This window comes from Kitasatospora sp. NPDC059462 (assembly GCF_042749955.1).
Classification (GTDB): Bacteria; Actinomycetota; Actinomycetes; order Streptomycetales; family Streptomycetaceae; genus Kitasatospora.
Map to the genome: position 1 here is coordinate 12,464 of NZ_JBHYUU010000062.1, position 26,785 is coordinate 39,248.

The 26,785-nt window shown below is 69.1% G+C and carries 39 protein-coding genes; 38 read left to right on the plus strand and 1 reads right to left on the minus strand.

Annotated elements, in window-relative coordinates:
• Positions 1–102 precede the first annotated feature (102 nt).
• The 36 genes from rpsJ to glmM all read left to right on the plus strand — a co-directional run bounded on the left by rpsJ (position 103) and on the right by glmM (position 22,470).
• On the plus strand, positions 103–411 hold the full coding sequence (gene rpsJ / locus ACFXAM_RS17875) for a 30S ribosomal protein S10 (RefSeq protein WP_012785157.1): 309 nt from the start codon (positions 103–105) through the stop codon (positions 409–411).
• 14 nt (positions 412–425) lie between these two features.
• On the plus strand, positions 426–1,073 hold the full coding sequence (gene rplC, locus ACFXAM_RS17880; protein ID WP_030280762.1) for a 50S ribosomal protein L3: 648 nt from the start codon (positions 426–428) through the stop codon (positions 1,071–1,073).
• 5 nt (positions 1,074–1,078) lie between these two features.
• Positions 1,079–1,756, plus strand: a complete 678-nt coding sequence (gene rplD, locus ACFXAM_RS17885) for a 50S ribosomal protein L4 (RefSeq protein ID WP_207810336.1) — start codon at positions 1,079–1,081, stop codon at positions 1,754–1,756.
• Positions 1,756–2,073, plus strand: a complete 318-nt coding sequence (gene rplW, locus ACFXAM_RS17890; RefSeq protein WP_030300381.1) for a 50S ribosomal protein L23 — start codon at positions 1,756–1,758, stop codon at positions 2,071–2,073. Before rplD ends, rplW begins: the two co-directional genes overlap by 1 nt.
• Positions 2,074–2,109: 36 nt before the next feature.
• Positions 2,110–2,946: a 50S ribosomal protein L2 gene (rplB, locus tag ACFXAM_RS17895; RefSeq protein ID WP_030232466.1), complete on the plus strand. Its 837-nt coding sequence runs from the start codon at positions 2,110–2,112 to the stop codon at positions 2,944–2,946.
• Between the two features lie 11 nt (positions 2,947–2,957).
• Entirely contained in the window at positions 2,958–3,239 is a 282-nt protein-coding gene (gene rpsS / locus ACFXAM_RS17900; protein WP_035848164.1) for a 30S ribosomal protein S19, read from the plus strand.
• A gap of 57 nt (positions 3,240–3,296) precedes the next feature.
• Complete coding sequence (rplV, locus tag ACFXAM_RS17905) at positions 3,297–3,644, plus strand: 50S ribosomal protein L22 (protein WP_095874452.1); 348 nt, start codon at positions 3,297–3,299, stop codon at positions 3,642–3,644.
• Complete coding sequence (rpsC, locus tag ACFXAM_RS17910; RefSeq protein WP_097237487.1) at positions 3,644–4,468, plus strand: 30S ribosomal protein S3; 825 nt, start codon at positions 3,644–3,646, stop codon at positions 4,466–4,468. Before rplV ends, rpsC begins: the two co-directional genes overlap by 1 nt.
• Before the next feature lie 5 nt (positions 4,469–4,473).
• Positions 4,474–4,893: a 50S ribosomal protein L16 gene (gene rplP, locus ACFXAM_RS17915; RefSeq protein ID WP_030232476.1), complete on the plus strand. Its 420-nt coding sequence runs from the start codon at positions 4,474–4,476 to the stop codon at positions 4,891–4,893.
• Positions 4,893–5,117: a 50S ribosomal protein L29 gene (gene rpmC / locus ACFXAM_RS17920; RefSeq protein WP_209414070.1), complete on the plus strand. Its 225-nt coding sequence runs from the start codon at positions 4,893–4,895 to the stop codon at positions 5,115–5,117. Before rplP ends, rpmC begins: the two co-directional genes overlap by 1 nt.
• Positions 5,117–5,389: a 30S ribosomal protein S17 gene (gene rpsQ, locus ACFXAM_RS17925; RefSeq protein WP_014136278.1), complete on the plus strand. Its 273-nt coding sequence runs from the start codon at positions 5,117–5,119 to the stop codon at positions 5,387–5,389. Before rpmC ends, rpsQ begins: the two co-directional genes overlap by 1 nt.
• A 102-nt stretch (positions 5,390–5,491) precedes the next feature.
• Positions 5,492–5,863: a 50S ribosomal protein L14 gene (gene rplN, locus ACFXAM_RS17930; RefSeq protein ID WP_196949334.1), complete on the plus strand. Its 372-nt coding sequence runs from the start codon at positions 5,492–5,494 to the stop codon at positions 5,861–5,863.
• Between the two features lie 15 nt (positions 5,864–5,878).
• Positions 5,879–6,190 carry a 50S ribosomal protein L24 gene (gene rplX / locus ACFXAM_RS17935; RefSeq protein ID WP_100892787.1) on the plus strand — a complete coding sequence of 104 codons (312 nt, stop codon included), beginning with the start codon at positions 5,879–5,881 and terminating at the stop codon, positions 6,188–6,190.
• Positions 6,190–6,759, plus strand: coding sequence for a 50S ribosomal protein L5 (gene rplE, locus ACFXAM_RS17940; protein WP_350561921.1), 570 nt, complete (start codon positions 6,190–6,192; stop codon positions 6,757–6,759). Before rplX ends, rplE begins: the two co-directional genes overlap by 1 nt.
• 4 nt (positions 6,760–6,763) lie before the next feature.
• Positions 6,764–6,949: a type Z 30S ribosomal protein S14 gene (locus ACFXAM_RS17945; RefSeq protein WP_030055830.1), complete on the plus strand. Its 186-nt coding sequence runs from the start codon at positions 6,764–6,766 to the stop codon at positions 6,947–6,949.
• A gap of 273 nt (positions 6,950–7,222) precedes the next feature.
• Positions 7,223–7,630, plus strand: a complete 408-nt coding sequence (gene rpsH / locus ACFXAM_RS17950) for a 30S ribosomal protein S8 (protein WP_030055831.1) — start codon at positions 7,223–7,225, stop codon at positions 7,628–7,630.
• A 22-nt stretch (positions 7,631–7,652) separates the two neighbouring features.
• Positions 7,653–8,192, plus strand: a complete 540-nt coding sequence (gene rplF / locus ACFXAM_RS17955; protein ID WP_350542296.1) for a 50S ribosomal protein L6 — start codon at positions 7,653–7,655, stop codon at positions 8,190–8,192.
• Positions 8,193–8,195: 3 nt separating this feature from the next.
• A complete protein-coding gene (gene rplR / locus ACFXAM_RS17960) occupies positions 8,196–8,579 on the plus strand; it encodes a 50S ribosomal protein L18 (RefSeq protein WP_350542295.1) in 384 nt (127 codons plus the stop codon).
• Between the two features lie 48 nt (positions 8,580–8,627).
• Positions 8,628–9,251 (plus strand): 30S ribosomal protein S5, encoded by a 624-nt coding sequence (gene rpsE, locus ACFXAM_RS17965; protein ID WP_350542294.1) that lies wholly within the window; start codon positions 8,628–8,630, stop codon positions 9,249–9,251.
• The gene (rpmD, locus tag ACFXAM_RS17970) at positions 9,251–9,433 is read left to right on the plus strand and encodes a 50S ribosomal protein L30 (RefSeq protein ID WP_030055835.1); all 183 of its coding nucleotides are present in this window, start codon (positions 9,251–9,253) and stop codon (positions 9,431–9,433) included. Before rpsE ends, rpmD begins: the two co-directional genes overlap by 1 nt.
• 2 nt (positions 9,434–9,435) lie before the next feature.
• A complete protein-coding gene (gene rplO, locus ACFXAM_RS17975; protein WP_255752515.1) occupies positions 9,436–9,888 on the plus strand; it encodes a 50S ribosomal protein L15 in 453 nt (150 codons plus the stop codon).
• Positions 9,889–10,217: 329 nt separating this feature from the next.
• Entirely contained in the window at positions 10,218–11,528 is a 1,311-nt protein-coding gene (gene secY, locus ACFXAM_RS17980; protein WP_376086151.1) for a preprotein translocase subunit SecY, read from the plus strand.
• Complete coding sequence (locus ACFXAM_RS17985; protein WP_380292247.1) at positions 11,528–12,181, plus strand: adenylate kinase; 654 nt, start codon at positions 11,528–11,530, stop codon at positions 12,179–12,181. Before secY ends, ACFXAM_RS17985 begins: the two co-directional genes overlap by 1 nt.
• A gap of 82 nt (positions 12,182–12,263) precedes the next feature.
• Positions 12,264–13,103: a type I methionyl aminopeptidase gene (gene map, locus ACFXAM_RS17990; protein ID WP_380292249.1), complete on the plus strand. Its 840-nt coding sequence runs from the start codon at positions 12,264–12,266 to the stop codon at positions 13,101–13,103.
• A 131-nt stretch (positions 13,104–13,234) separates the two neighbouring features.
• Positions 13,235–13,660: a large conductance mechanosensitive channel protein MscL gene (gene mscL, locus ACFXAM_RS17995; protein ID WP_355358394.1), complete on the plus strand. Its 426-nt coding sequence runs from the start codon at positions 13,235–13,237 to the stop codon at positions 13,658–13,660.
• A gap of 172 nt (positions 13,661–13,832) precedes the next feature.
• Positions 13,833–14,054, plus strand: a complete 222-nt coding sequence (gene infA, locus ACFXAM_RS18000; RefSeq protein ID WP_003956442.1) for a translation initiation factor IF-1 — start codon at positions 13,833–13,835, stop codon at positions 14,052–14,054.
• Positions 14,055–14,087: 33 nt separating this feature from the next.
• Positions 14,088–14,201: a 50S ribosomal protein L36 gene (rpmJ, locus tag ACFXAM_RS18005; protein ID WP_003956441.1), complete on the plus strand. Its 114-nt coding sequence runs from the start codon at positions 14,088–14,090 to the stop codon at positions 14,199–14,201.
• A 173-nt stretch (positions 14,202–14,374) separates the two neighbouring features.
• On the plus strand, positions 14,375–14,755 hold the full coding sequence (gene rpsM, locus ACFXAM_RS18010; RefSeq protein WP_344338008.1) for a 30S ribosomal protein S13: 381 nt from the start codon (positions 14,375–14,377) through the stop codon (positions 14,753–14,755).
• A 72-nt stretch (positions 14,756–14,827) separates the two neighbouring features.
• Complete coding sequence (gene rpsK, locus ACFXAM_RS18015) at positions 14,828–15,235, plus strand: 30S ribosomal protein S11 (RefSeq protein ID WP_014136257.1); 408 nt, start codon at positions 14,828–14,830, stop codon at positions 15,233–15,235.
• 130 nt (positions 15,236–15,365) lie between these two features.
• A complete protein-coding gene (locus ACFXAM_RS18020) occupies positions 15,366–16,388 on the plus strand; it encodes a DNA-directed RNA polymerase subunit alpha (RefSeq protein WP_030055844.1) in 1,023 nt (340 codons plus the stop codon).
• A 127-nt stretch (positions 16,389–16,515) separates the two neighbouring features.
• Positions 16,516–16,998 carry a 50S ribosomal protein L17 gene (rplQ, locus tag ACFXAM_RS18025; RefSeq protein WP_380292252.1) on the plus strand — a complete coding sequence of 161 codons (483 nt, stop codon included), beginning with the start codon at positions 16,516–16,518 and terminating at the stop codon, positions 16,996–16,998.
• 80 nt (positions 16,999–17,078) lie between these two features.
• Positions 17,079–18,014 carry a tRNA pseudouridine(38-40) synthase TruA gene (gene truA, locus ACFXAM_RS18030; protein WP_380292254.1) on the plus strand — a complete coding sequence of 312 codons (936 nt, stop codon included), beginning with the start codon at positions 17,079–17,081 and terminating at the stop codon, positions 18,012–18,014.
• 41 nt (positions 18,015–18,055) lie between these two features.
• Positions 18,056–19,732: an ABC-F family ATP-binding cassette domain-containing protein gene (locus ACFXAM_RS18035; protein ID WP_380292256.1), complete on the plus strand. Its 1,677-nt coding sequence runs from the start codon at positions 18,056–18,058 to the stop codon at positions 19,730–19,732.
• Positions 19,733–19,941: 209 nt separating this feature from the next.
• Positions 19,942–20,385 (plus strand): 50S ribosomal protein L13, encoded by a 444-nt coding sequence (gene rplM, locus ACFXAM_RS18040; RefSeq protein ID WP_030055846.1) that lies wholly within the window; start codon positions 19,942–19,944, stop codon positions 20,383–20,385.
• Between the two features lie 46 nt (positions 20,386–20,431).
• Positions 20,432–20,935 (plus strand): 30S ribosomal protein S9, encoded by a 504-nt coding sequence (rpsI, locus tag ACFXAM_RS18045; RefSeq protein WP_030300426.1) that lies wholly within the window; start codon positions 20,432–20,434, stop codon positions 20,933–20,935.
• A gap of 170 nt (positions 20,936–21,105) precedes the next feature.
• Positions 21,106–22,470 carry a phosphoglucosamine mutase gene (glmM, locus tag ACFXAM_RS18050; protein WP_380292258.1) on the plus strand — a complete coding sequence of 455 codons (1,365 nt, stop codon included), beginning with the start codon at positions 21,106–21,108 and terminating at the stop codon, positions 22,468–22,470.
• Positions 22,471–22,534: 64 nt separating this feature from the next.
• On the opposite strand, the gene coaA is transcribed toward glmM, so the two are convergent.
• A complete protein-coding gene (gene coaA, locus ACFXAM_RS18055; protein ID WP_380292260.1) occupies positions 22,535–23,530 on the minus strand; it encodes a type I pantothenate kinase in 996 nt (331 codons plus the stop codon).
• Positions 23,531–23,629: 99 nt separating this feature from the next.
• On the opposite strand from coaA, the gene glmS reads away from it, so the two are divergent.
• Positions 23,630–25,486, plus strand: a complete 1,857-nt coding sequence (gene glmS, locus ACFXAM_RS18060) for a glutamine--fructose-6-phosphate transaminase (isomerizing) (protein WP_380292262.1) — start codon at positions 23,630–23,632, stop codon at positions 25,484–25,486.
• 242 nt (positions 25,487–25,728) lie between these two features.
• Positions 25,729–26,785, plus strand: a 1,057-nt coding sequence (locus tag ACFXAM_RS18065) for an NAD(P)H-hydrate epimerase (protein ID WP_380292264.1), incomplete at its 3' end; no start/stop codon positions are given.

The window sequence follows — 26,785 nt, forward strand, 5'->3', positions numbered from 1 at the left end:
AGTCCATCGCCGGTTTTTTGCAAGCGCGAGTGCGACACGCCCGAGCGCGGGGGTCGGAGCGGGGGTCGTGCAGTGACTAGGACAAAGGACTACAAAGTAGCCATGGCGGGACAGAAGATCCGCATCCGGCTCAAGGCCTACGACCACGAGGTCATCGACTCCTCGGCGAAGAAGATCGTCGAAACGGTGATCCGTACTGGTGCGCAGGTCGCGGGCCCGGTGCCGCTGCCCACTGAGAAGAACGTGTACTGCGTCATCCGCTCGCCGCACAAGTACAAGGACTCGCGCGAGCACTTCGAGATGCGCACTCACAAGCGTCTGATCGACATCCTCGACCCCACGCCGAAGACGGTTGACTCGCTGATGCGTCTCGACCTGCCGGCCGGTGTCGACATCGAGATCAAGCTCTGAGAGGCGCACCGAAGATGGCTAAGCAGATTAAGGGCATCCTGGGCGAGAAGCTCGGCATGACCCAGGTCTGGGACGAGAACAACCGGGTCGTCCCGGTGACCGTCGTCAAGGCCGGGCCGAATGTCGTGACCCAGGTCCACACCGCCGACAGCGCGGCCGGCTACAGCGCCGTCCAGCTCGGCTTCGGCGAGATCGACCCCCGCAAGGTGAACAAGCCCCTCGCGGGTCACTTCGCCAAGGCCGGTGTCACCCCGCGCCGCCACCTGGTCGAGATCCGTACCTCGGACGCGTCCGAGTACACCCTGGGCCAGGAGATCACCGCCGAGCTGTTCGAGGCGGGTGTCAAGGTCGACGTGACCGGCACCTCCAAGGGCAAGGGCTTCGCCGGTGTCATGAAGCGTCACAACTTCAAGGGCCTCGGCGCCGGTCACGGCACCCAGCGCAAGCACCGCTCGCCCGGTTCCATCGGTGGCTGCGCCACCCCGGGCCGCGTGTTCAAGGGCCTGCGCATGGCGGGTCGGATGGGCCACGAGCGTGTGACCACCCAGAACCTGACCGTGCACGCGGTCGACGCGGAGAAGGGTCTGCTGCTCATCAAGGGCGCCGTCCCGGGCCCGAACGGCGGCCTCGTCCTCGTCCGCACCGCGGCGAAGGGGCTGTGAAGGATATGAGCACCATTGACATCCTGTCGCCGGCTGGCGACAAGACCGGCAGCATCGAGCTGCCGGCCGAGATCTTCGACGCGAAGGTCAGCGTTCCGCTGATGCACCAGGTCGTCGTGGCGCAGCTCGCTGCGGCCCGTCAGGGCACCCACAAGACCAAGACTCGCGGCGAGGTCCGCGGTGGCGGCAAGAAGCCGTACCGCCAGAAGGGCACCGGCCGCGCCCGTCAGGGCTCGACCCGTGCGCCGCAGTTCGCCGGCGGTGGCGTCGTGCACGGTCCCGTGCCGCGCGACTACTCGCAGCGGACCCCGAAGAAGATGATCGCCGCCGCCCTGCGCGGTGCGCTCACCGACCGGGCCCGCCACAACCGCATTCACGTCGTCACCGGCGTGACCGCGACCGAGGCGCCGTCGACCAAGGCCGCCAAGAGCCTGTTCGGCAAGATCACCGAGCGCAAGAACGTCCTCCTGGTCGTCGAGCGTGCGGACGAGCTGGGCCTGAAGTCCGCTCGCAACCTGCCGAACGTCCACATCCTGGACGCCGGTCAGCTGAACACCTACGACGTGCTCGTCTCCGACGATGTGGTCTTCACCCAGGCCGCCTTCGAGCGTTTCGTGGCCGGTCCGGCCGCGTCCGCCAAGGCCGTTGCCGCTGAGGGCGAGCTCGAAGGGAGCGCCGCCTGATGAGCGACGTTACGAGCAAGACGTTCACGGACCCCCGTGACGTCCTGGTGAAGCCGGTCATCTCCGAGAAGAGCTACAGCCTTCTCGACGAGAACAAGTACACGTTCATCGTGTCGCCGGGCGCCAACAAGACCCAGATCAAGCAGGCCGTCGAGGCCGTCTTCTCGGTCAAGGTCGAGGCTGTCAACACGATCAACCGTCAGGGCAAGCGCAAGCGCTCCAAGACGGGTTTCGGCAAGCGCAAGGACACCAAGCGCGCCATCGTGACGCTGGCCGAGGGCAACCGCATCGACATCTTCGGTGGTCCGACCTCCTGACGGAGGCCGTGATCGTCGATCAAGACGAGGACGAAAATGGGTATCCGCAAGTACAAGCCGACTACGCCGGGCCGTCGTGGCTCCAGCGTGGCCGACTTCGTCGAAATCACGCGGTCCACGCCGGAGAAGTCGCTGGTTCGCCCCCTGCACAGCAAGGGCGGCCGTAACAACGCCGGTCGTGTCACCGCTCGCCACCAGGGTGGCGGTCACAAGCGCGCCTACCGCGTGATCGACTTCCGTCGTCACGACAAGGACGGCGTGCCGGCCAAGGTCGCGCACATCGAGTACGACCCGAACCGCACCGCGCGCATCGCGCTCCTGCACTACGCGGACGGCGAGAAGCGCTACATCATCGCGCCGCGCGGCATCGCGCAGGGTGACCGGATCGAGAACGGCGCCGGCGCCGACATCAAGCCGGGCAACAACCTGCCGCTGCGCAACATCCCGGTCGGTACCACCATCCACGCGGTGGAGCTGCGTCCCGGTGGCGGTGCCAAGCTGGCCCGCTCGGCCGGTTCCGGCATCCAGCTGCTGGCGCGTGAGGGCAAGATGGCGCACCTGCGCATGCCCTCCGGCGAGATCCGCCTGGTGGACGCGCGCTGCCGCGCGACCGTCGGCGAGGTCGGCAACGCCGAGCAGTCGAACATCAACTGGGGCAAGGCCGGCCGTATGCGCTGGAAGGGCGTCCGCCCGACCGTGCGTGGTGTGGCCATGAACCCGATCGACCACCCGCACGGTGGTGGTGAGGGTAAGACCTCCGGTGGTCGCCACCCGGTCTCGCCGTGGGGTAAGCCCGAGGGCCGTACCCGTCGCCCGAACAAGGCGTCGGACAAGCTCATCGTGCGCCGCCGCAAGACCAACAAGAAGCGCTAGGAGCAGGTCAGATGCCGCGCAGTCTCAAGAAGGGCCCCTTCATCGACGGCCACCTCATCAAGAAGGTGGACGCGCAGAACGAGGCGGGCACGCAGAACGTCATCAAGACCTGGTCCCGTCGCTCCGTGATCTCCCCGAGCATGCTCGGCCACACGATCGCGGTTCACGATGGTCGCAAGCACGTCCCGGTGTTCGTCACCGAGTCGATGGTCGGCCACAAGCTGGGCGAGTTCGCTCCGACCCGCACCTTCCGCGGCCACGTCAAGGACGACCGCAAGTCGAAGCGTCGCTAGTCGCCTGAGCTTCACCGCCAGACCGACTCAATGACTTACTCCATTAAGGGGACAACCATGGAAGCCAGGGCTCAGGCGCGGTACATCCGCGTGACGCCCATGAAGGCCCGCCGCGTGGTGGACCTCATCCGCGGCCTGCCGGCCACGGAGGCCCAGGCGGTCCTGCGTTTCGCTCCGCAGGCCGCCACCGTGCCGGTCGGCAAGGTGCTCGACAGCGCCATTGCCAACGCCGCGCACAACTACAACCACTCCAACGTGGACGACCTCTACATCTCCGAGGCGTACGTTGACGAGGGTCCGACCCTGAAGCGGTTCCGTCCGCGTGCCCAGGGCCGTGCCTACCGGATCCGCAAGCGGACCAGCCACATCACCGTGGTCGTCAGCAGCAAGGAAGGGACCCGGTAATGGGCCAGAAGGTTAACCCGCACGGGTTCCGCCTCGGCATCAGCACGGACTTCAAGTCCCGCTGGTACGCCGACAAGCTGTACAAGGACTACGTCAAGGAAGACGTTGCCATTCGTCGCATGATGACGAAGGGCATGGAGCGCGCCGGCATCTCCAAGGTCGAGATCGAGCGCACCCGGGACCGGGTCCGCGTCGACATCCACACCGCTCGCCCCGGCATCGTCATCGGCCGCCGCGGCACCGAGGCCGACCGCATCCGCGGCGACCTGGAGAAGCTGACCGGCAAGCAGGTCCAGCTGAACATCCTTGAGGTCAAGAACCCCGAGCTGGACGCCCAGCTCGTGGCTCAGGGCGTCGCGGAGCAGCTGTCCTCCCGCGTCTCCTTCCGCCGTGCCATGCGCAAGTCGATGCAGGGCACCATGAAGTCCGGCGCCAAGGGCATCAAGGTCCAGTGCTCCGGTCGTCTCGGCGGCGCCGAGATGAGCCGTTCGGAGTTCTACCGCGAGGGCCGTGTGCCGCTGCACACCCTGCGCGCGAACGTCGACTACGGCTTCTTCGAGGCCAAGACCACCTTCGGCCGCATCGGCGTGAAGGTCTGGATCTACAAGGGCGACGTCAAGAACATCGCCGAGGTCCGCGCTGAGAACGCCGCTGCCCGCTCGGGCAACCGCCCGGCCCGTCCCGAGGGTGGTCGTCCCGCCCGCGGTGGCGAGCGTCGTGGTGGCGAGCGCGGTGGCCGTGGCCGTCGTCCCGCCGCTGCCGAGGCCCCCGCGGCCCCGGCCGTCGAGGCTCCGGCTGCCGAGAACACCGGAACGGAGGCCTGACCGCAATGCTGATCCCCCGTCGGGTCAAGCACCGCAAGCAGCACCACCCGAAGCGCCGCGGCGCTGCCAAGGGTGGCACCGAGCTGGCGTTCGGCCAGTTCGGCATCCAGGCCGTGACCCCGGCCTACGTGACGAACCGTCAGATCGAGTCCGCTCGTATCGCGATCACCCGTCACATCCGTCGTGGCGGCAAGGTCTGGATCAACATCTACCCGGACCGTCCGCTGACCAAGAAGCCGGCCGAGACCCGCATGGGTTCCGGTAAGGGTTCGCCGGAGTGGTGGATCGCGAACGTGCACCCGGGTCGGGTCATGTTCGAGCTGTCGTACCCGAACGAGAAGGTTGCTCGTGAGGCGCTCACCCGCGCCGCCCACAAGCTGCCGATGAAGTGCCGGATCGTCCGGCGCGAGGACGGTGAGAGCTGATGTCGGCCGCTACCAAGGCTGCTGACCTCCGCCAGCTGGACAACGAGGCGCTCGTTGCCAAGCTGCGTGAGGCCAAGGAGGAGCTGTTCAACCTCCGCTTCCAGGCGGCGACCGGGCAGCTCGACAACCACGGACGGCTCAAGCTCGTCCGTAAGGACATCGCGCGGATCTACACCCTGATGCGCGAGCGCGAGCTGGGCATCGAGACGGTGGAGAACGCCTGATGACTGAGAACACCAACGAGACGCGCGGTTTCCGCAAGACCCGTGAGGGTCTCGTCGTCAGCGACAAGATGGACAAGACCGTCGTCGTCGCCGTCGAGGACCGCGTCAAGCACGCTCTGTACGGCAAGGTCATCCGCCGTACGAACAAGCTGAAGGCGCACGACGAGCAGAACGCGTGCGGTGTCGGCGACCGTGTCCTCCTCATGGAGACCCGGCCGCTGTCCGCGACGAAGCGCTGGCGCGTCGTCGAGATCCTCGAGAAGGCCAAGTAACGAAGCCGATGAGGTACGGCCGTATGTGCAACGGGCCCCGCGCGGGCGCCGGTGTGAGCAGCGGCCGGCCCGTCGACTCTCGTTGACGATCAGGAGAACGTTGTGATCCAGCAGGAGTCGCGACTGCGTGTTGCCGACAACACTGGTGCCAAGGAGATCCTTTGCATCCGTGTTCTCGGTGGCTCCGGTCGCCGCTACGCCGGCATCGGGGACGTCATCGTCGCGACCGTCAAGGACGCGATCCCCGGTGGTTCGGTGAAGAAGGGTGACGTGGTCAAGGCCGTCGTCGTCCGCACCGTGAAGGAGCGCCGTCGTCCGGACGGTTCCTACATCCGGTTCGACGAGAACGCCGCCGTCGTCCTCAAGAACACCGAGGGTGACCCCCGCGGTACCCGCATCTTCGGCCCGGTGGGCCGCGAGCTGCGCGACAAGAAGTTCATGAAGATCATCTCGCTGGCGCCGGAGGTGCTCTAACCCATGGCGAACAGCATGAAGATCAAGAAGGGTGACCTGGTTCAGGTCATCACCGGCAAGGACAAGGGCAAGCAGGGCAAGGTCATCCAGGCCCTGCCGGCCGAGAACAAGGTCCTGGTCGAGGGTGTGAACCGGGTCAAGAAGCACACCAAGCCGGGTCCGGGCACTCAGGGTGGCATCGTCACCGTCGAGGCCCCGGTGCACGTCTCCAACGTCCAGCTGGTCGTGGAGAAGGACGGCAAGAAGGTCGTCACCCGCGTTGGCTACCGCTTCGACGACGAGGGCAACAAGATCCGCGTTGCCAAGCGAACCGGTGAGGACATCTGATGTCTGAGACGTCTGTTGAGAAGGTGGCCCCCCGCCTCAAGGAGAAGTACAACTCCGAGGTCAAGGGCCAGCTGCAGGAGCAGTTCTCGTACGAGAACGTCATGCTGACGCCGGGCCTGGTCAAGGTCGTCGTCAACATGGGTGTTGGCGAGGCCGCCCGTGACAGCAAGCTGATCGAGGGCGCGATCCGCGACCTGACCGCGATCACCGGTCAGAAGCCGGCCGTGACCAAGGCTCGTAAGTCCATCGCGCAGTTCAAGCTGCGCGAGGGCCAGCCGATCGGCACGCACGTCACCCTCCGCGGTGACCGCATGTGGGAGTTCCTGGACCGTCTGGTGTCGCTGGCCCTGCCGCGTATCCGTGACTTCCGTGGCCTCTCCCCGAAGCAGTTCGACGGCCGTGGCAACTACACCTTCGGTCTGACCGAGCAGGTTATGTTCCACGAGATCGACCAGGACAAGGTCGACCGTCAGCGCGGTATGGACATCACCGTCGTGACCACCGCTCAGACCGACGACGAGGGCCGGGCGCTGCTGCGCGCTCTGGGCTTCCCGTTCAAGGAGGCGTGAGCCAATGGCGAAGAAGTCCCTCATCGCGAAGTCCGAGCGCAAGCCGAAGTTCGGCGTCCGGGCCTACACCCGGTGCCAGCGCTGCGGCCGTCCGCACTCGGTGTACCGCAAGTTCGGCCTCTGCCGTGTCTGCCTCCGTGAGATGGCGCACCGCGGCGAGCTGCCGGGCGTGACCAAGAGCTCCTGGTAATCCAGCAGCCCTAGGCACACCAGCGACACAGAGGTGCCCGATCCCACACCGCCCGTTTTTGGGCTGCCGTACGGAATCCCGTAAGGTAGTGGGGTCGGGCCCCCTGTCACGGCGTCTCCATGGACAGCCGTGGCCCTTCCCCGCGAGGGAGGGCTCGCATCCCAGTCTTACTACGTCGCAGGTCCCCTGCGCTTGTGCCCCTGACGGACTCCCCGGAGTGCGACAGGGGGACCTGGTGCGGAGAAACCGCGGCGAGAGAGGCCTGAGGCCATCATGACCATGACCGACCCCATCGCAGACATGCTCACGCGTCTGCGTAACGCGAACTCGGCGTACCACGACTCCGTGGCGATGCCGGCCAGCAAGATCAAGGCGCACGTCGCCGAGATCCTGCAGCAGGAGGGTTACATCTCCTCCTACAAGGTTGAGGAGCCCGTCGAGGGCGAGGTCGGCAAGAAGCTGACCATCGAGCTCAAGTTCGGCCCCAACCGTGAGCGCTCCATCGCCGGCATCAAGCGCATCAGCAAGCCGGGTCTGCGCGTTTACGCAAAGTCCACCAACCTGCCGAAGGTGCTCGGCGGCCTGGGCGTGGCGATCATCTCCACGTCCTCGGGTCTCCTCACCGACAAGCAGGCCGCCAAGAAGGGCGTAGGCGGAGAAGTTCTCGCCTACGTCTGGTAATTCGGGAAAGGGAGGTACAGCAATGTCGCGCATTGGACGGCTGCCCATCCAGGTTCCCGCTGGTGTGGACGTCACCATCGATGGCCAGGCGGTCTCGGTGAAGGGCCCCAAGGGCTCGCTCACCCACGTCGTCGCTGAGCCGATCGAGATCGGCAAGGGCGAGGACGGCACCGTTGTCGTCACCCGCCCGAACGACGAGCGTCGCTCGAAGGCCCTGCACGGCCTGACCCGCACGCTGGTGGCGAACATGATCACCGGCGTGACCGCGGGCTACCGCAAGTCGCTGGAGATCAGCGGTGTTGGTTACCGTGTCGCGGCGAAGGGCTCCGACATGGAGTTCTCGCTCGGCTACAGCCACCCCATCCTGGTCACCGCGCCGGAGGGCATCTCCTTCGTCGTCGAGTCGCCCACCAAGTTCCACGTGGACGGCATCGACAAGCAGAAGGTCGGCGAGATCGCCGCGAACATCCGCAAGCTGCGCAAGCCGGACCCGTACAAGGCCAAGGGTGTCAAGTACGCGGGCGAGGTCATCCGCCGCAAGGTCGGAAAGAGTGGTAAGTAAGCGATGAGTGTCTCTGTCAAGATCGGCAAGGGCAACGCCTACAAGAGCGCCGCTCGCAAGCGCCGCGCGATCCGCGTTCGCAAGCGCATCGTCGGCACCGAGGTGCGTCCGCGTCTCGTCGTGACGCGCTCGAACCGCCACATGGTCGCCCAGGTCATCGACGACGCCAAGGGTCACACCCTGGCGTCGGCGTCCACCCTCGACGTGTCCATCAAGGGCGCCGAGGGCGACAAGACCGAGCTGGCCAAGAAGGTCGGAAGCCTGGTCGCCGAGCGCGCCAAGGCTGCCGGCATCGAGTCGGTCGTCTTCGACCGCGCGGGCAACCGGTACGCCGGCCGCATCGCCGCCCTGGCGGACGCGGCCCGTGAGGCCGGGCTCGACTTCTAAGCCGCTCGTCGACTCTGTCGGCGGACGTAATCGAGAGAGGTAATTCCAATGGCTGGACCCCAGCGCCGCGGTAGCGGCGCCGGCGGCGGCACCGGTGGCGAGCGGCGCGACCGTAAGCGTGACGACCGGGGCAACGCCCCCGCCGTCGAGAAGACCGCTTACGTCGAGCGCGTCGTCGCGATCAACCGTGTCGCCAAGGTTGTCAAGGGTGGTCGTCGCTTCAGCTTCACCGCGCTGGTCGTGGTGGGCGATGGCGAGGGCACCGTGGGTGTCGGTTACGGGAAGGCGAAGGAGGTTCCGGCCGCCATCGCCAAGGGCGTTGAGGAGGCCAAGAAGAACTTCTTCAAGGTCCCCCGTATCCAGGGCACCATCGCTCACCCCGTCCAGGGTGAGAAGGCCGCGGGCGTCGTGCTGCTGAAGCCGGCCGCCCCCGGTACCGGTGTTATCGCCGGTGGCCCGGTGCGCGCCGTCCTGGAGTGCGCCGGCGTTCACGACATCCTGTCGAAGTCGCTCGGCTCGGACAACGCGATCAACATCGTGCACGCCACCGTTGCCGCGCTCAAGCAGATCCAGCGCCCCGAGGAGGTGGCCGCCCGTCGCGGTCTGCCGCTCGAGGACGTGGCTCCGGCCGGTCTGCTCCGCGCTCGGGCTGCTGCTGGGGTGAGCGCCTGATGGCTCGCCTGAAGATCACGCAGACCAAGTCGTACATCGGCAGCAAGCAGAACCACCGTGACACCCTGCGCTCGCTTGGTCTCAAGCGGATGCACGACGTCGTGGTGAAGGAGGACCGTCCCGAGATCCGCGGGATGGCCCACACGGTCCGTCACCTGGTGACGGTTGAGGAGGTGGACTGATCATGGGCGACAACCCGATCAAGATCCACAACCTGCGTCCCGCCCCGGGTGCCAAGACCGACAAGATCCGCGTGGGTCGTGGTGAGGGCTCCAAGGGTAAGACCGCCGGTCGTGGTACCAAGGGCACCAAGGCCCGCTACCAGGTTCCGCAGCGCTTCGAGGGTGGCCAGATGCCGCTCCACATGCGTCTGCCGAAGCTGAAGGGCTTCAAGAACCCGTTCAAGATCACGTTCCAGGTCGTCAACCTCGACAAGCTGGCCGAGCTCTACCCGCAGGGTGGCGAGGTCACGGTCGAGGACCTGGTCGCCAAGGGCGCGGTTCGCAAGAACTCCCTCGTCAAGGTGCTCGGCACCGGCGAGATCTCGGTCGCCCTGCAGGTGACGGTGGACGCCGTCTCCGGCTCGGCCGCCGAGAAGATCACCGCCGCCGGCGGTACCGTCACCGAGCTCGTCTGAGCCCGCTGACTCCGCGAGCCCCGCGTCTCCCGCTCCGGGAGGCGCGGGGCTCGCGCCTTTTTCCGGACCCTCCGGCGGGCGGCCGTCCGCACGGGGGCGACGGGGCCCTCGTTCTTTTGTGTGGCAAAACCGGGCATCCCGTACCCCGTGAGTGGGGGAGGGGCGGTACACGCTTCTTTCGAGCGGCCGTGCACTGTTAGAGTCCGTGGAGTTCCCTTGTAGGCTGCGCATAGGCTCGCCTGTGCCGTCTGTAACGGAGCCCGATCCGCAAACTCCCCATTCAGGACCGACCCTCCCGCCGACGACGCGCGGGAGGCGCAGGAGGCACCGTGCTCAGTGCGTTCGCGCGGGCGTTCCAGACGCCCGACCTGCGCAAGAAGCTGCTGTTCACGCTGGGCATCATGGTGCTGTTCCGGCTGGGCTCGCACGTTCCCGTACCAGGGGTCGACTTCGAGGCGGTACACGCCTGCATCAAGGAGACCAAGAACAACGGCCTCTTCGGGCTGGTGAACCTGTTCTCCGGCGGAGCCCTGCTCCAGCTGACGATCTTCGCCCTCGGCATCATGCCGTACATCACGGCGAGCATCATCCTCCAGCTCCTCACGGTCGTGATCCCGCGACTGGAGGCGCTGAAGAAGGAGGGTCAGTCCGGCCAGGCGAAGATCACCCAGTACACCCGGTACCTGACGATCGCGCTGGCGGTGCTCCAGGGCACCGGCATCGTGGCGACCGCGTCCAGCGGCGCCCTGTTCTCGGGCTGCGTCTACGCCAACCAGATCGTGCCGGACACCGGCGTGTTCCGGATCGCCGTCATGGTCCTGACCATGACCGCCGGCACCACGGTGATCATGTGGCTCGGTGAGCTGATCACCGACCGCGGCATCGGCAACGGCATGTCGCTGCTGATCTTCACCTCGATCGCCGCCCAGTTCCCCACCTCGATGTGGGCGATCAAGCAGTCCGGCACCATCGGCGGCGGCTGGGTCGAGTTCCTCTCGGTCATCGCGATCGGCGTCATCGTTGTGATGCTCGTCATCTTCGTCGAGCAGGCGCAGCGCCGGATCCCGGTCCAGTACGCGAAGCGGATGATCGGCCGCCGGGCCTTCGGCGGCACCTCGACCTACATCCCGCTCAAGGTGAACCAGGCCGGTGTCATCCCGGTCATCTTCGCCTCGTCGCTGCTGTACATCCCGGCCCTCGTGGTCCAGCTGACCAACAGCCAGGCCGGCTGGGCGGTGTGGATCAACCAGCACTTCGTGCGCGGTGACCACCCGATCTACATGGCCACCTACTTCCTGCTGATCGTCTTCTTCGCCTTCTTCTACGTCGCCATCTCCTTCAACCCCGAAGAAGTTGCCGACAACATGAAGAAGTATGGTGGGTTCATCCCGGGTATCCGGGCCGGCCGTCCGACGGCCGAGTACCTGAACTACGTGCTCACCCGCATCACGTGGCCGGGTTCGCTCTACCTGGGCCTGATCGCGTTGATCCCGATGATCGCCCTCGTCGCGTTCGGACAGCAGACCAACTTCCCGTTCGGCGGCACCAGCGTCCTCATCGTCGTCGGCGTCGGACTCGAAACTGTGAAGCAGATCGAGAGCCAGCTCCAGCAGCGCAATTACGAAGGGTTCCTCCGCTGATGCGTATCGTCCTCGTCGGACCCCCCGGGGCCGGGAAGGGTACTCAGGCGCACCTGCTCGCCAAGACCCTGTCCATCCCCCACATCTCCACCGGCGACCTGTTCCGCGCCAACATCGGCCAGGGCACCCCGCTGGGCGTCGAGGCCAAGAGCTACATGGACGCGGGCCGCCTGGTGCCCGACGAGGTCACCATCGGGATGGCCAAGGACCGCATGCTCCAGGAGGACGCCGCCAACGGCTTCCTGCTGGACGGCTTCCCGCGCAACCTGGGCCAGGCGAAGGCGCTGGACGAGTTCCTCGCCGAGCAGGGCATCGAGCTCGACGGCGTGCTCGACCTGGAGGTCCCCGAGGACGAGGTCGTCCGCCGGATCGCCGGCCGCCGGCTGTGCCGCAACGACGGCGGCCACGTCTTCCACGTGGACTACAACGCGCCGAAGGTCGAGGGCGTCTGCGACGAGTGCGGCGGTGAGCTGTACCAGCGCTCGGACGACACCGAGGAGGCCGTGCGGACCCGGCTGGAGGTCTACCACACGGAGACCGAGCCGATCATCGACTACTACCGCCAGCAGGGCCTGATCGCCACGATCCCGGCCCTCGGCAAGGTCGACGAGGTCACCGCGCGCGCGATCGAGGCGCTGAAGCAGGACAGCTGATTTTTCAGTGGTGCCGTACGGTGGAACGAGTGCACGGCCGCGCGGCAAGGACCGGGCGGGAACCCAAGGAAGGCGTGACCAGATGGTGGAGATCAAGACCCCCGAGCAGATCGCGAAGATGCGAGCGGCCGGGCTGGTCGTCGCCGAGGCGCTCAAGGCGTGCCGCGAGGCGGTCGCCCCGGGAATCACCACCCAGGAGCTCAACGACATCGCCGACAAGGTCATCACCGACCACGGCGCCACCTCGAACTTCCGGGCCCACCACGGCGGCCTCTGGTTCCCGGGCGTGATCTGCGCCTCGGTGAACAACGAGGTCGTCCACGGCATCCCCGGGGAGCGGGTGCTGCAGGAGGGCGACCTCATCTCGATCGACTGCGGCGCGATCCTGGACGGCTGGCACGGCGACGCGGCGATCACCGTCGCGGTCGGCGAGGTCGCCCCGGAGGTGGAGATGCTGAGCCGGGTCACCGAGGGCTCGATGTGGGCCGGCATCGCCCAGATGAAGAAGGGCAACCGCCTGGTCGACGTCTCCAAGGCGATCGAGGGCTTCATCCGCCGCCAGCCGCTGCCGCCCAAGGGCAAGTGGGGCATCACCGAGGGCTACGGCGGCCACGGCATCGGCACCGCGATGCACATGGAGCCGCACGTGCTGAACTACGTCGAGCGCGGCCGCGGCAAGGGCCCGAAGCTGATCCCCGGCACCGTGCTGGCCATCGAGCCCATGGTGTCGCTGGGCACCCCGCACACCACCGTGCTGGAGGACGACTGGACCGTCGTGACCAACGACGGCACCTGGGCCTCGCACTGGGAGCACTCGGTGGCCGTCACCGAGCAGGGTCCGGTCGTGCTGACCGCCTTCGACGGCGGCCGGGAGATGCTGGCCAAGCTGGGTGTGACGGCCGCGCCGGACCCGCTGGCGTAGTACCGCGGAAACCCCCCGGAGCAGCCAACTTCCGCTGCTGACAAGGGATCAGGGCCCTGGAGGTTTGGACTTCCAGGGCTTTTGTCCTATTTTTATGCGCCGGTAGTGGCTTCGATCGGCAGGAGAGAGCAGTGCTCAAGGGATTCCGCGACTTCATGATGCGCGGCAACGTGGTCGACATGGCGGTCGGTGTGGTGATCGGCGCCGCGTTCACCGCGGTGGTCACCGGCTTCGTCTCCGCCTTCCTCACCCCGCTGGTGGGTGTGGTGGTCGGAGCCGCGGGCGACTTCGGCTCCTACAAGGCGACGATCGCCGGCGTGACCTTCCCGTACGGGCAGTTCCTCAACGTGCTGATCGCGTTCCTGATGACCGCGGCCGTGCTCTACTTCTGCGTCGTGCTGCCGGTGACCAAGGCCACCGCCCGCTACATGCCGAAGAAGCCGAAGACCCCGAAGCGCCCCTGCCCCGAGTGCCTGACCGAGATCCCCGAGGCCGCCCGCCGCTGCTCGGCCTGCACCGCCCACGTCGAGCCGCTCGCCGCGCCGGCCGCCCGCTGATCGGGTACCCCCGTTTTGGTCCATCCTTCGCCCTGGCGTAGGATGGACCGTCGGCTCACTCGTAGCGTGCTCCAGCACGCCCTCTTCCCCCTCGTCGGGGTCGGGGTGGACCCAGGTTCGCACGAGCGTTCCGCATACGGTAGCCGGTCCCGGAAGGTGGATCTCGCAGTTCATGGCTAAGAAGCAAGGCGCCATTGAGATCGAGGGCACCGTGATCGAGTCTCTTCCGAACGCGATGTTCAAGGTCGAGCTGCAGAACGGTCACAAGGTCCTCGCGCACATCAGTGGCAAGATGCGCATGCACTACATCCGCATCCTGCCGGACGACCGGGTCGTGGTGGAGCTCAGCCCCTACGACCTCACGCGCGGCCGGATCGTCTACCGCTACAAGTAAGAACGTCAGATCTAGACCCGGAGAACCTGAACGATGAAGGTCAAGCCGAGCGTCAAGAAGATCTGCGACAAGTGCAAGGTGATCCGCCGTCACGGCCGGGTCATGGTGATCTGCGACAACCTGCGCCACAAGCAGCGCCAGGGCTGATCTCTCCCCAGCATTTCTCGTAGTACTTCGCGCGACGCGAAAACGTCATAAGCGGGCCACCCGATCCGTCCCAAGGACGGACTGCCGCCCCCGGTCAGAGGCCGGGGCTCCCTCACCGTGAGGTGTCGGAGTAGGTGGCACGCCAGACCTCTGAAGAACCACAGGAGCCATGAATGGCACGCCTCGCCGGCGTTGATCTCCCCCGTGAGAAGCGGATCGAGATCGCCCTCACCTACGTGTACGGCATCGGCCGTACCCGCGCCCAGCAGACCCTCGCCGAGACCGGCGTCAACCCGGATGTCCGCGTTCGCGACATCGCCGAGGAAGACCTGGTCAAGCTGAGCCAGTACATCGACGCCAACTTCACGGTCGAGGGTGACCTCCGCCGCGAGGTGGCCGCCGACATCCGCCGCAAGGTCGAGATCGGCTGCTACGAGGGTCTGCGTCACCGCCGCGGCCTGCCGGTCCGCGGTCAGCGCACCCACACCAACGCGCGTACCCGCAAGGGCCCGCGTCGCGCGATCGCCGGTAAGAAGAAGCCGGGCAAGAAGTAGTCCGTCCCGTCACCGGACATCCCTCCGGCCCGCGGGTCAGCGGACCGACCACCTCAGTAGGAGAACAGACTTATGCCCCCCAAGGGTCGTCAGGCTGCCGGCGCGAAGAAGATCCGCCGCAAGGAAAAGAAGAACGTCGCTCACGGCCACGCGCACATCAAGAGCACGTTCAACAACACCATCGTTTCGATCACCGACCCGTCGGGCAACGTGATCTCCTGGGCCTCCGCCGGCCACGTCGGCTTCAAGGGCTCGCGCAAGTCCACCCCGTTCGCCGCGCAGATGGCCGCTGAGGCCGCTGCCCGTCGCGCGCAGGAGCACGGCATGCGCAAGGTCGACGTCTTCGTGAAGGGTCCGGGCTCCGGCCGCGAGACCGCGATCCGTTCGCTCCAGGCCACCGGCCTGGAGGTCGGCTCGATCCAGGACGTCACCCCCACCCCGCACAACGGCTGCCGGCCGCCGAAGCGCCGCCGCGTCTGACGCAGCGCCTTCGGGCACGCGGGTTCTGCTTCACACCTCGTACGGGCTCCCGTTTCTCGCGGGAGCCCGTACGCTTGGTCCTGTCGGCATCAAATAGTGGGTGCCGAAGACAACCGGAGGATTCTTCCCCATGCTTATCGCTCAGCGTCCCTCGCTGACCGAAGAGGTCGTCGACGAGTTCCGCTCGCGGTTCGTGATCGAGCCGCTGGAGCCGGGCTTCGGCTACACCCTCGGCAACTCCCTGCGCCGCACGCTCCTGTCGTCGATCCCGGGTGCCGCTGTCACCAGCATCCGCATCGACGGCGTCCTGCACGAGTTCACCACCGTGCCGGGCGTCAAGGAGGACGTCACCGACCTCATCCTCAACATCAAGCAGCTGGTCGTCTCCTCGGAGCACGACGAGCCGGTCGTGATGTACCTGCGCAAGCAGGGCCCGGGTGTGGTCACCGCCGCCGACATCGCGCCGCCGGCCGGTGTCGAGGTGCACAACCCCGAGCTCGTCCTCGCCACCCTGAACGGCAAGGGCAAGCTGGAGATGGAGCTGACCGTCGAGCGCGGTCGCGGCTACGTCTCCGCCGTCCAGAACAAGGCGTCCGGCCAGGAGATCGGCCGCATCCCGGTCGACTCGATCTACAGCCCCGTGCTGAAGGTCACCTACAAGGTCGAGGCCACCCGTGTCGAGCAGCGGACCGACTTCGACAAGCTGATCGTCGACGTCGAGACCAAGCCCGCCATGCGTCCGCGCGACGCCATGGCCTCGGCCGGCAAGACCCTGGTGGAGCTGTTCGGCCTCGCCCGCGAGCTGAACATCGACGCCGAGGGCATCGACATGGGCCCGTCCCCGACGGACGCCGCCCTGGCCGCCGACCTGGCGCTGCCGATCGAGGAGCTGGAGCTCACCGTCCGCTCCTACAACTGCCTCAAGCGCGAGGGCATCCACACCGTGGGTGAGCTCGTCGCCCGCTCCGAGGCCGACCTGCTCGACATCCGCAACTTCGGTGCGAAGTCGATCGACGAGGTCAAGGCGAAGCTGGCCGGCATGGGCCTGGCCCTCAAGGACAGCCCGCCCGGGTTCGACCCGACCGCCGCCGCCGACGCCTTCGGCGCCGACGACCTGGACGACGCGGGTTACGCGGAGACCGAGCAGTACTGAGAGACTTGACCACGGGGGCGGTTCCCCGGAACCGCCCCCGTCGTCGTGAAAGCCGTACGGGCACCGTGCCCGTACGCCCGCTGCGGTACCTGGTACGGCCGCAGTCGGAGATTCGAGGAGTAATTCCATGCCGCGTCCCACCAAGGGTGCCCGCCTCGGCGGCGGCCCGCACCACGAGCCCCTGCTGCTCGCCGGTCTGGCCCGTGAGCTGTTCCAGTACGGCCGCATCACCACCACCGAGGCCAAGGCCCGCCGCCTGCGCCCGCTGGCGGAGAAGCTGATCACCAAGGCGAAGAAGGGCGATATCCACAACCGTCGCCTGGTGCGCAAGACCATCACCGACGTGTCGGTGCTGCACACCCTCTTCACCGAGATCGCGCCGCGCTACGAGAACCGCCCGGGTGGCTACACCCGCATCACCAAGATCGGTCCCCGTCGTGGCGACAACGCCCCGATGGCCGTGATCGAGCTGGTCGAGGCGCTGACCGTCGCGCAGACCGCCGTCGGCGAGGCCGAGGCCGCCACCAAGCGTGCCGTCAAGGAGGCCGACGCCAAGGTCGAGGCCACCGAGACCAAGGCCGACGAGGCCGAGGCCGCCGAGCAGGCCTGACACCACGAGGTGTGTCACGGGCCCGCTTCCCCATCCGTGGGGGAGCGGGCCCGTTCCTCATGTCCAGGGAGTGGAGAGCAGTGCTCAACGATTGCGCCGAGCGGCCGCCGGTCAAGGACGGTCCGGCCGACGGGTACGTCCGGATCCGGCTCGACCTCGCCTACCACGGCGCCGACTTCTCGGGCTGGGCCCGCCAGAAGGGCGGCCGCCGCACGGTCCAGGAGGAGATCGAGACCGCCCTTCAGGTCGTCACCCGCAGCTCCGAGCTCTTCCCGCTCACCGTGGCCGGGCGCACCGACGCCGGGGTGCACGCCCGCGGCCAGGTCGCCCACGTCGACCTGCCGGACGGACTCTGGGCCCAGCACGGCGAGAAGCTGCTCCGCCGGCTGGCCGGGCGGCTGCCCGGCGACGTCCGGATCTACCGGGCGGCCGAGGCCCCGGCCGGCTTCGACGCCCGCTTCTCGGCCGTCTGGCGCCGTTATGCCTACCGGGTCGCCGACCACCCCGGCGGCGTCGACCCGCTGCTGCGCGGCCACGTGCTCTGGCACGACCGGCCGCTGGACCTGGAGAAGATGAACGCCGCCGCGCGGCTGCTGCTCGGCGAGCACGACTTCGCCGCGTACTGCAAGAAGCGCGAGGGCGCGACCACCATCCGCACCCTGCTGGAGCTGCGCTGGGACCGGGTGCCGGTGGACGCCTACGCCGCCCAGGAGGGCTCGCTGGCGGTCGCCACCGTCCGGGCCGACGCCTTCTGCCACAACATGGTGCGGGCGCTGGTCGGCGCGATGCTGCTGGTCGGCGACGGGCACCGCCCGGTGGAGTTCCCCGGCGAGGTGCTGGCCGGCGGCGTGCGCAACTCCGCCGTCAACGTGATCCGGCCCTACGGGCTGACCCTGGAGGAGGTCGGCTACCCGGCGGACGACCTGCTCGCCGAGCGCAGCCGGGCCGCCCGCCGGATGCGCACCCTGCCGGGCGCCGCCGCCCCCGCCGGCGCCGTGGAGCCGGCCGTCGATTAATCGGTTTTGGTCCGGGGCGGCGCCTTGGGACAATCGGCTCCATGGGACACGTCGAGATTTCGCACCTGGAGTACTACCTGCCGGACGGGCGGGTGCTGTTCGACGACGCTTCCTTCCGGGTGGGGGAGGGCGCGGCGGTCGCGCTGGTCGGGGCCAACGGCGCCGGGAAGACGACGCTGCTGCGCATGATCGCGGGCGACCTCCAGCCGCACGGCGGCTCGGTGACGATCAGCGGCGGACTCGGCGTGATGCGCCAGTTCGTCGGCACCACCGGCCGCGAGGAGCAGCGCCGGCCCGGCGACGAGCAGTCCGGCCCCGGCCCGCTGCCCGCCGACGCCTCGGTCCGTGACCTGCTGGTCTCGGTCGCCCCCGAGCGGATCGCCAAGGCGGCCCGCGCGGTCGACGCCGCCGAGCTGGCGATGATCGCCCAGGACGACGAGAAGACGCAGATGGCCTACGCCCAGGCGCTCTCCGACTGGGCCGACGTCGGCGGCTACGACTACGAGACCGACTGGGACGTCTGCACCATGGCGGCCCTCGGCGTACCCTTCGACAAGGCCCAGTGGCGCGGCCTGAACACGCTCTCCGGCGGCGAGCAGAAGCGGCTCGTCCTGGAGGCGCTGCTGCGCGGCCCCGAGGAGGTGCTGCTCCTCGACGAGCCGGACAACTACCTGGACGTCCCGGGCAAGCGCTGGCTGGAGGAGGCCGTCAAGGCCACCTCGAAGACGGTGCTGTTCATCTCGCACGACCGCGAGCTGCTCTCCCGCACCGCCGAGAAGATCATCAGCGTCGAGTCCGGCGCGGCCGGTTCCAGCGTCTGGGTGCACGGCGGCGGCTTCGACACCTTCCACGAGGCCCGCAAGGCCCGCTTCGAGCGGTTCGAGGAGCTGCGCCGGCGCTGGGACGAGGAGCACGCCAAGCTCAAGAAGCTGGTGGTCACCCTGCGCCAGGCCGCCGCGGTGAGCCACGAGATGGCCTCCCGGTACGCGGCCGCGCAGACCAGGCTCAAGAAGTTCGAGGACGCCGGCCCGCCGGAGGCGCCGCCGCGCGAGCAGAACATCACCATGCGGCTCAAGGGCGGGCGCACCGGGGTGCGCGCCTTCACCATGGAGCGGCTGGAGCTCACCGGCCTGATGCAGCCCTTCGACCTGGAGGTCTTCTACGGCGAGCGGATCGGTGTGCTCGGTGCCAACGGCGCCGGCAAGTCGCACCTGCTGCGGCTGCTCTCCGGCGACGACACGGTCGCGCACACCGGCAGCTGGAAGCTCGGCGCCCGCGTGGTGCCCGGTCACTTCCGGCAGACCCACGCCCACCCCGAGCTGCTCGGCCGCACCGTGCGCTCGATCGTCGAGGAGGAGCACGCGCTCAGCCGCGGCGCCGCGATGGGCGCGCTGCGCCGCTACGAGCTGGACCGGCAGGAGGAGCAGAAGTTCGAGTCGCTCTCCGGCGGCCAGCAGGCCCGGCTGATGATCCTCAAACTGGAGCTCTCCGGCGTCACCGCGCTGCTGCTCGACGAGCCGACCGACAACCTGGACCTGGAGAGCGCCGAGGCGCTGCAGGCCGGTCTGGAGGCCTTCGACGGCACGGTGATGTGCGTCACCCACGACCGCTGGTTCGCGAAGACCTTCGACCGGTTCCTGGTGTTCGGCGCCGACGGGCGGGTCTACGAGTCGGCCGAGCCGGTCTGGGACGTCACCCGGGTCGAGCGGGATCGCTGAGGAATTTTGACCCTCCCCTCGCCTGCCGGTAACCTGGGCGCTTGATGTGCGTATTGGCTCGCTCTATCTCACGTGAGAGGTCGGTACGCCGGAGACATCGGGTCGACGACCAGCGGCTCCCCCTTGAATTGCGTCCAAGGCGGCCAGGCTGATCCCTCCTCCAGGTGCTCCTGTCAGGACTCACTCACTGAAAAGCGAAGGCTACGACCGTGCGTACGTACAGCCCCAAGCCCGGCGACGTCCAGCGTCAGTGGCACGTCATCGACGCGACCGACGTCGTGCTCGGCCGCCTGGCCTCCCAGGCCGCCAACCTCCTCCGGGGCAAGCACAAGGCGATCTACGCGCCGCACGTTGACACTGGTGACTTCGTCATCATCATCAACGCGGACAAGGTGCACCTGTCGGGTAACAAGAAGACCCAGAAGCTGGCGTACCGCCACAGCGGGTTCCCGGGCGGTCTCCGCTCGGTCCGCTACGACGACCTCCTGGCCAACAACCCGGAGAAGGCCGTCGAGAAGGCCATCAAGGGCATGATCCCCAAGAACAGCCTGGGCCGTCAGATGCTCTCGAAGCTGAAGGTCTACTCGGGCGACCAGCACCCGCACGCTGCCCAGCAGCCGGTGCCGTTCGAGATCACCCAGGTCGCGCAGTAATTCCGGCCACCAAGCCCCCCATCACTGAAAAGAGCTGAGGAACACCGTGGCCGAGACCACCGAAACCCTTGAGGTCGACTTCGACGAGACCGTCGTCGAGGGCGAGTACACCTCCGAGGAGAGCTACACCTCCGAGTCCCTGGCTGGCCGCTTCGGCGAGGCCGTCCCCGGCGCCGGCCTCGGCCGTCGCAAGGAGGCGATCGCCCGCGTGCGCATCGTCCCGGGCACCGGGCAGTGGAAGATCAACGGTCGCACCCTGGAGAACTACTTCCCCAACAAGGTGCACCAGCAGACCGTGAACGAGCCCTTCAAGCTCCTGGAGCTGGACGGCCGTTACGACGTCGTCGCCCGCATCACCGGCGGCGGCGTGTCCGGCCAGGCCTACGCGCTGCGCCTCGGCGTGGCCCGTGCCCTGAACGAGGCCGACGTGGACAACAACCGCGGCGCCCTCAAGAAGGCCGGCTTCCTGACCCGTGACGCCCGCGCCGTCGAGCGCAAGAAGGCCGGTCTGAAGAAGGCCCGCAAGGCGCCGCAGTACAGCAAGCGCTAATTGCGCCCCCGGGGGTGCGTACCGCCCTGGTGGTGCACGCCCCTGGATGCGCTCTACACGCCCCGGAGTACCCCGTGTACTCCGGGGCGTCGTGTTCCCCGGCCATTGTGCGGAGCCCGGGGATTCGATCGGATTCACTGCAAGGCATTGCGGCGATGGAGGACGGGACAGTGGGACGACTCTTCGGTACGGACGGCGTACGCGGTGTGGCCAACGAGGGACTGACGGCGGAGCTGGCGCTCGGCCTGTCCGTCGCGGCGGCGCACGTGCTCGGCGAGGCGGGGGCCTTCGACGGTCACCGGCCGGTCGCGGTGGTCGGCCGCGATCCGCGCGCCTCGGGCGAGTTCCTGGAGGCCGCGGTCATCGCCGGCCTGGCCAGCGCGGGTGTCGACGTCCTGCGGGTCGGTGTGCTGCCCACCCCGGCGGTGGCGTACCTCACCGGCGCGCTCGGCGCCGACTTCGGCGTGATGCTCTCCGCCAGCCACAACGCCATGCCGGACAACGGCATCAAGTTCCTCGCCCGCGGCGGCCACAAGCTGGACGACCGGATCGAGGACGCCATCGAGGCCCACTACCACAAGCACGCGGCGGGCGGCGAGGAGTGGAACCGCCCGACCGGCGCGGCCGTCGGCCGGGTCCGGGAGTACACCGAGGGCTTCGACAAGTACGTCGCCCACCTCATCGGCGTGCTGCCCAACCGCCTGGACGGCATCCGGGTCGTCATCGACGGCGCGCACGGCGCGGCCGCGTACGTCGCCCCCGAGGCCTTCGCCCGGGCCGGCGCCGAGGTCGTGCACACCCTGGGCGCCGAGCCCACCGGCCTCAACATCAACGACGGCGTCGGCTCCACCCACCTGGACCGGCTGCGCGTCGCCATGCGCGAGCACGCGGCCGACCTCGGCATCGCGCTGGACGGCGACGCCGACCGCTGCCTGGCCGCCGACGCGGACGGCAACGAGGTCGACGGCGACCAGATCATCGCGATCCTGGCCGTCGCCATGAAGGAGGCCGGCACGCTGCGCCGCAACACCGCGGTCGCCACCGTGATGTCCAACCTGGGCTTCAAGCTGGCCATGGAGCGCGAGGGCGTCGAGCTCGTGGAGACCGCCGTCGGCGACCGGTACGTGCTGGAGGCGATGAAGGAGCACGGCTTCGCGCTGGGCGGCGAGCAGTCCGGCCACGTCATCCTGCTGGACCACGCGACCACCGGCGACGGCACGCTGACCGGCCTGATGCTGGGTGCCCGGCTGGCGGCGACCAAGCAGCCGCTGGCCGACCTGGCCGCCGTGATGACCCGGCTGCCGCAGGTGCTGATCAACGTCAAGGGCGTCGACAAGGCCCGGGTCGCGACCTGCGTGGAGCTGTCCGCCGCGGTCTCGGCGGCCGAGGCCGAGCTGGGCGCCACCGGCCGGGTCCTGCTGCGCCCCTCGGGCACCGAGCCGCTCGTCCGGGTGATGGTCGAGGCGGCCGACGAGGTGCAGGCGCAGTCCGTCGCGCAGACGCTGGCCACCGCGGTCCGCACCTACCTGGGCTGACCGGTCCCGCAACGGCAGGGCCCCCGCCGCGCCCGCGCGCGGCGGGGGCCCTGCCGTCGTCCGCTCAGAGCTTGCGCAGCAGCGCGCGGCGGACCTTGTGGTCCGCGCCCTTCTGCAGGATCAGGGTGGCCCGGCCGCGGGTCGGCAGCACGTTCTCCAGCAGGTTGGGCCGGTTGATGGTGCGCCAGACCTGGCGGCCGTACTCCATCGCCTCCTCCTCCGGCACCTCCGTGAAGCGGCGGAAGTAGGAGTTCGGGTCCTGGAAGGCGGTCTGCCGCAGCTTGCGGAAGCGGTCCAGGTACCAGCTCTCGATGTCGTCGGTGCGGGCGTCGACGTAGATGGAGAAGTCGAAGTAGTCGGCCACCGCGAGGCGGGTGCGGCCGTCGGTGCCGGGAAGGGCCGGCTGGAGCACGTTCAGGCCCTCGACGATGAGGATGTCCGGGCGCTCCACGGTGAGCCGGCGGTCCGGCACGATGTCGTACACCAGGTGGGAGTAGACCGGCGCGGTGACCCGCTCCTTGCCGGCCTTCACGTCCGCGACGAAGCGCATCAGCGCCCGGCGGTCGTAGGACTCGGGGAACCCCTTGCGGGCCATCAGGCCGCGCCGGCGCAGCTCGGCGTTGGGCAGCAGGAAGCCGTCGGTGGTGACCAGCTCGACCCGGGGGTGCTCCGGCCAGCGGGCCAGCAGGGCCTGCAGCAGGCGGGCGGTGGTGGACTTGCCGACCGCGACCGAGCCGGCCACGCCGATGATGAACGGCGTGCGGGTGCGCTCGGTGTCCGGGGTGTCCAGGAAGGTGCCCAGCGCGCCGCGCAGCTCGTGCGTGGCGTGGATGTAGAGGTTCAGCAGCCGCGACAGCGGCAGGTAGACGTCCCGGACCTCGTCGAGGTCGAGGGCGGTGCCGAGACCGCGCAGCCGCTCCACCTCCTCGGCGGTCAGCGGCAGCGGCGTACGCTCGCGCAGTGCGCTCCACTCGGCCCGGCTGAGGTCCACGTAGGGGGACGGCGAAGGGCCGGGCGTGGTGTCGCCCCGCGTACAGAGTTCGGTCAGCACATGCTCCATTGTGGGCCGTAGCGCCGTTCGGGGTGGTTGTGGTGTCGGTCACGGCCCGCGGGCGAACCGTGCGAAACGGGCGCACGGGGCGCCCTTATGCTGGCACGCATGTGCGGAATTGTTGGATACGTGGGCTCCCAGCCCGCCCTTGACGTAGTAATCGCAGGCCTGCAGCGACTGGAGTACCGGGGTTACGACTCGGCCGGTGTCGCGGTGCAGGTGCAGGGCTCCGACGGGCAGTGGAGCCTCGCCACCGACAAGCGGGCCGGCAAGCTCGCGAACCTGGAGAAGTCGCTCGCCGAGACCCCTCTTCCCGGCGGCACCACCGGCATCGGCCACACCCGCTGGGCCACCCACGGCGGTCCGACGGACGCCAACGCCCACCCCCACCTGGACGACGCCGCCCGGGTGGCGGTCGTCCACAACGGCATCATCGAGAACTTCGCCCAGCTCCGCGCCGAGCTGGCCGAGCGCGGCCACACGCTGCGCTCGGAGACCGACACCGAGGTCGTCGCGCACCTGCTCGGCGAGGAGTTCCGGGGCGACCTGGCGGAGGCCATGCGGGCGGTCTGCCGCCGGCTGGAGGGCGCCTTCACCCTGGTCGCGGCGCACGCCGACGCCCCGGACGTGGTGGTCGGCGCCCGTCGCAACTCGCCGCTGGTGGTCGGGCGCGGCGAGGGCGAGAACTTCCTCGCCTCCGACGTCGCCGCGTTCATCGCGCACACCCGCGAGGCGGTCGAGCTGGGCCAGGACCAGGTCGTCGAGCTGCGCCGGGACGGCGTGACGGTGACCAACTTCGACGGCACCCCCGCCGACGTGCGCGAGTACCACGTGGACTGGGACGCCTCGGCCGCCGAGAAGGGCGGCTACGACTACTTCATGCTCAAGGAGATCGCCGAGCAGCCGAAGGCCGTCGCCGACACCCTGCTCGGCCGGATCGGCACCGACGGCCGGCTCACCCTCGACGAGCTGCGGATGTCCGACACCGACCTGCGTTCGGTCGACAAGGTCGTCATCGTGGCCTGCGGCACCGCCTTCCACGCGGGCATGATCGCCAAGTACGCGATCGAGCACTGGACCCGGATCCCGTGCGAGGTGGAGGTCGCCTCCGAGTTCCGCTACCGCGACCCGATCATGGGGCCGGGCACGCTGGTCATCGCCATCTCGCAGTCCGGCGAGACCATGGACACCCTGATGGCGCTGCGGCACGCGCGCGAGCAGGGCGCCAAGGTGCTGGCGATCTGCAACACCAACGGCTCGACCATCCCGCGCGAGTCGGACGCGGTGCTGTACACCCACGCCGGTCCCGAGGTGGCCGTCGCCTCCACGAAGGCGTTCCTGACCCAGCTGGTGGCCTGCTACCTGGTGGCGCTGTACCTGGGCCAGGTGCGCGGCACCAAGTGGGGCGACGAGATCCTCGCCGTCATCAAGGAGCTCGGCGACGCGCCGAAGCAGGTCGAGCAGGTGCTGGAGACCATGGAGCCGGTGCGCGAGCTGGCCCGCTCCCTGGCGGACGCGCGCTCGGTGCTGTTCCTGGGCCGGCACGTCGGCTTCCCGGTGGCCCTGGAGGGCGCGCTCAAGCTCAAGGAGCTCGCCTACATGCACGCCGAGGGCTTCGCGGCCGGCGAGCTGAAGCACGGGCCCATTGCGCTGATCGAGGAGGGGCTGCCGGTCGTGGTCGTCGTGCCGTCGCCGCGCGGCCGTTCGATCCTGCATGACAAGATCGTCTCCAACATCCAGGAGATCCGGGCCCGCGGTGCGCGGACCATCGTGATCGCGGAGGAGGGCGACGAGGCGGTCGTCCCGTACGCCGACCACCTGATCCGCATCCCGGTCACGCCGACCCTGCTGCAGCCGCTGGTCTCCACCGTGCCGCTGCAGGTCTTCGCCTGCGAGCTCGCCACGGCCAAGGGCCACGAGGTCGACCAGCCGCGCAACCTCGCGAAGTCGGTCACCGTCGAGTAGTCCGCCCGGTGCCCCTGCGGTGGCTGCGTGCCGGCGCAGGGGCGCCGTGTCGGGCGTGAACGCGAACGGCGCGGGCAGGCCGGGCGGCCCGGACCGGTGGGGGCGCCTCCCGGCCGCCGGGCCGGGGCCGTCGGCGGCCGACGACCAGCCGGCGAGGTGCGTGCTCCGGCGGCGGCCGCCTGGCGTGATCCGGACGAGAGGACCTAGCGTCGGCGGTAGCCGACCGCTGAAGGAGTCCCCGCATGCGTCACGCCCATCGCGTCGAAGTCGTCCGGGCCGCCGAGGCCGCGGCGATGGCCCGGCTTCCCGCAGGGACGCTGATGCAGCGGGCCGCCGTCGGGCTCGCCGCGACCTGCGCGCGGCTGCTGACCGGCCGTCGTGGGCGGGTGTACGGCAGCCGGGTGGTGGTGCTGGCGGGCAGCGGGGACAACGGGGGTGACGCACTGTACGCGGGTGCGGCGCTGGCACGGCGCGGGGCGCGGGTGTCGGCGGTGCTGCTCGCCCCGGCGCGGGCGCACGCCGCCGGGCTCGCGGCGCTGCGGGCGGCCGGCGGGCGGGTGGTGGCGGAGCAGGAGGCCGGCCTGGCCGACTTCTCGCGCGCGGACCTGGTGCTGGACGGCATCGTCGGCATCGGGGGGAAGGGCGGCCTGCGCCCGGAGGCCCAGCCGTACGCGCGGGCCGTGCGGTCCGGGGCGGTGGTGGCCGTCGACGTGCCCAGCGGGGTGGACGCCGACACCGGCGAGGTCGCGGGCGTGGCGCTGCGGGCGGACGTGACGGTCTGCTTCGGCACGTACAAGCCCGGGCTGCTGATCGATCCGGGGGCTTCGTACGCCGGGGCGGTGCAGTTGGTGGGGATCGGGCTGGAGCTGCCGGCGGCGGAAGTCCTGGCGCCGCAGCACGCGGACGTGGCCGCACTGCTGCCGGTGCCGGGGGCGGAGAGCGACAAGTACCGGCGCGGGGTGGTCGGGGTGGCGGCCGGGTCGGCGCGCTACCCGGGGGCGGCGCTGCTGGCGGTCGCCGGGGCGCTGCGCGGCGGCGCGGGCGCGGTGCGGTACGTGGGGACGGCTGCCGAGGAGGTGGTGCGGCGCTTCCCGGAGGCGCTGGTCACCGAGGGCGGGCCGGCCGGGGCGGGGCGGGTGCAGGCCTGGGTGGTCGGGCCGGGCGGCGGCGAGGGGGCCGGGCGGGCGCTCGCGGAGGCGCTGGCGGCCGACGTGCCGGTGCTGGTGGACGCGGACGGGCTGACCGAGCTGGCCCGGCTCGGGCCGGACGCGCTGGCGGGGCGGACGGCGCCGACGCTGC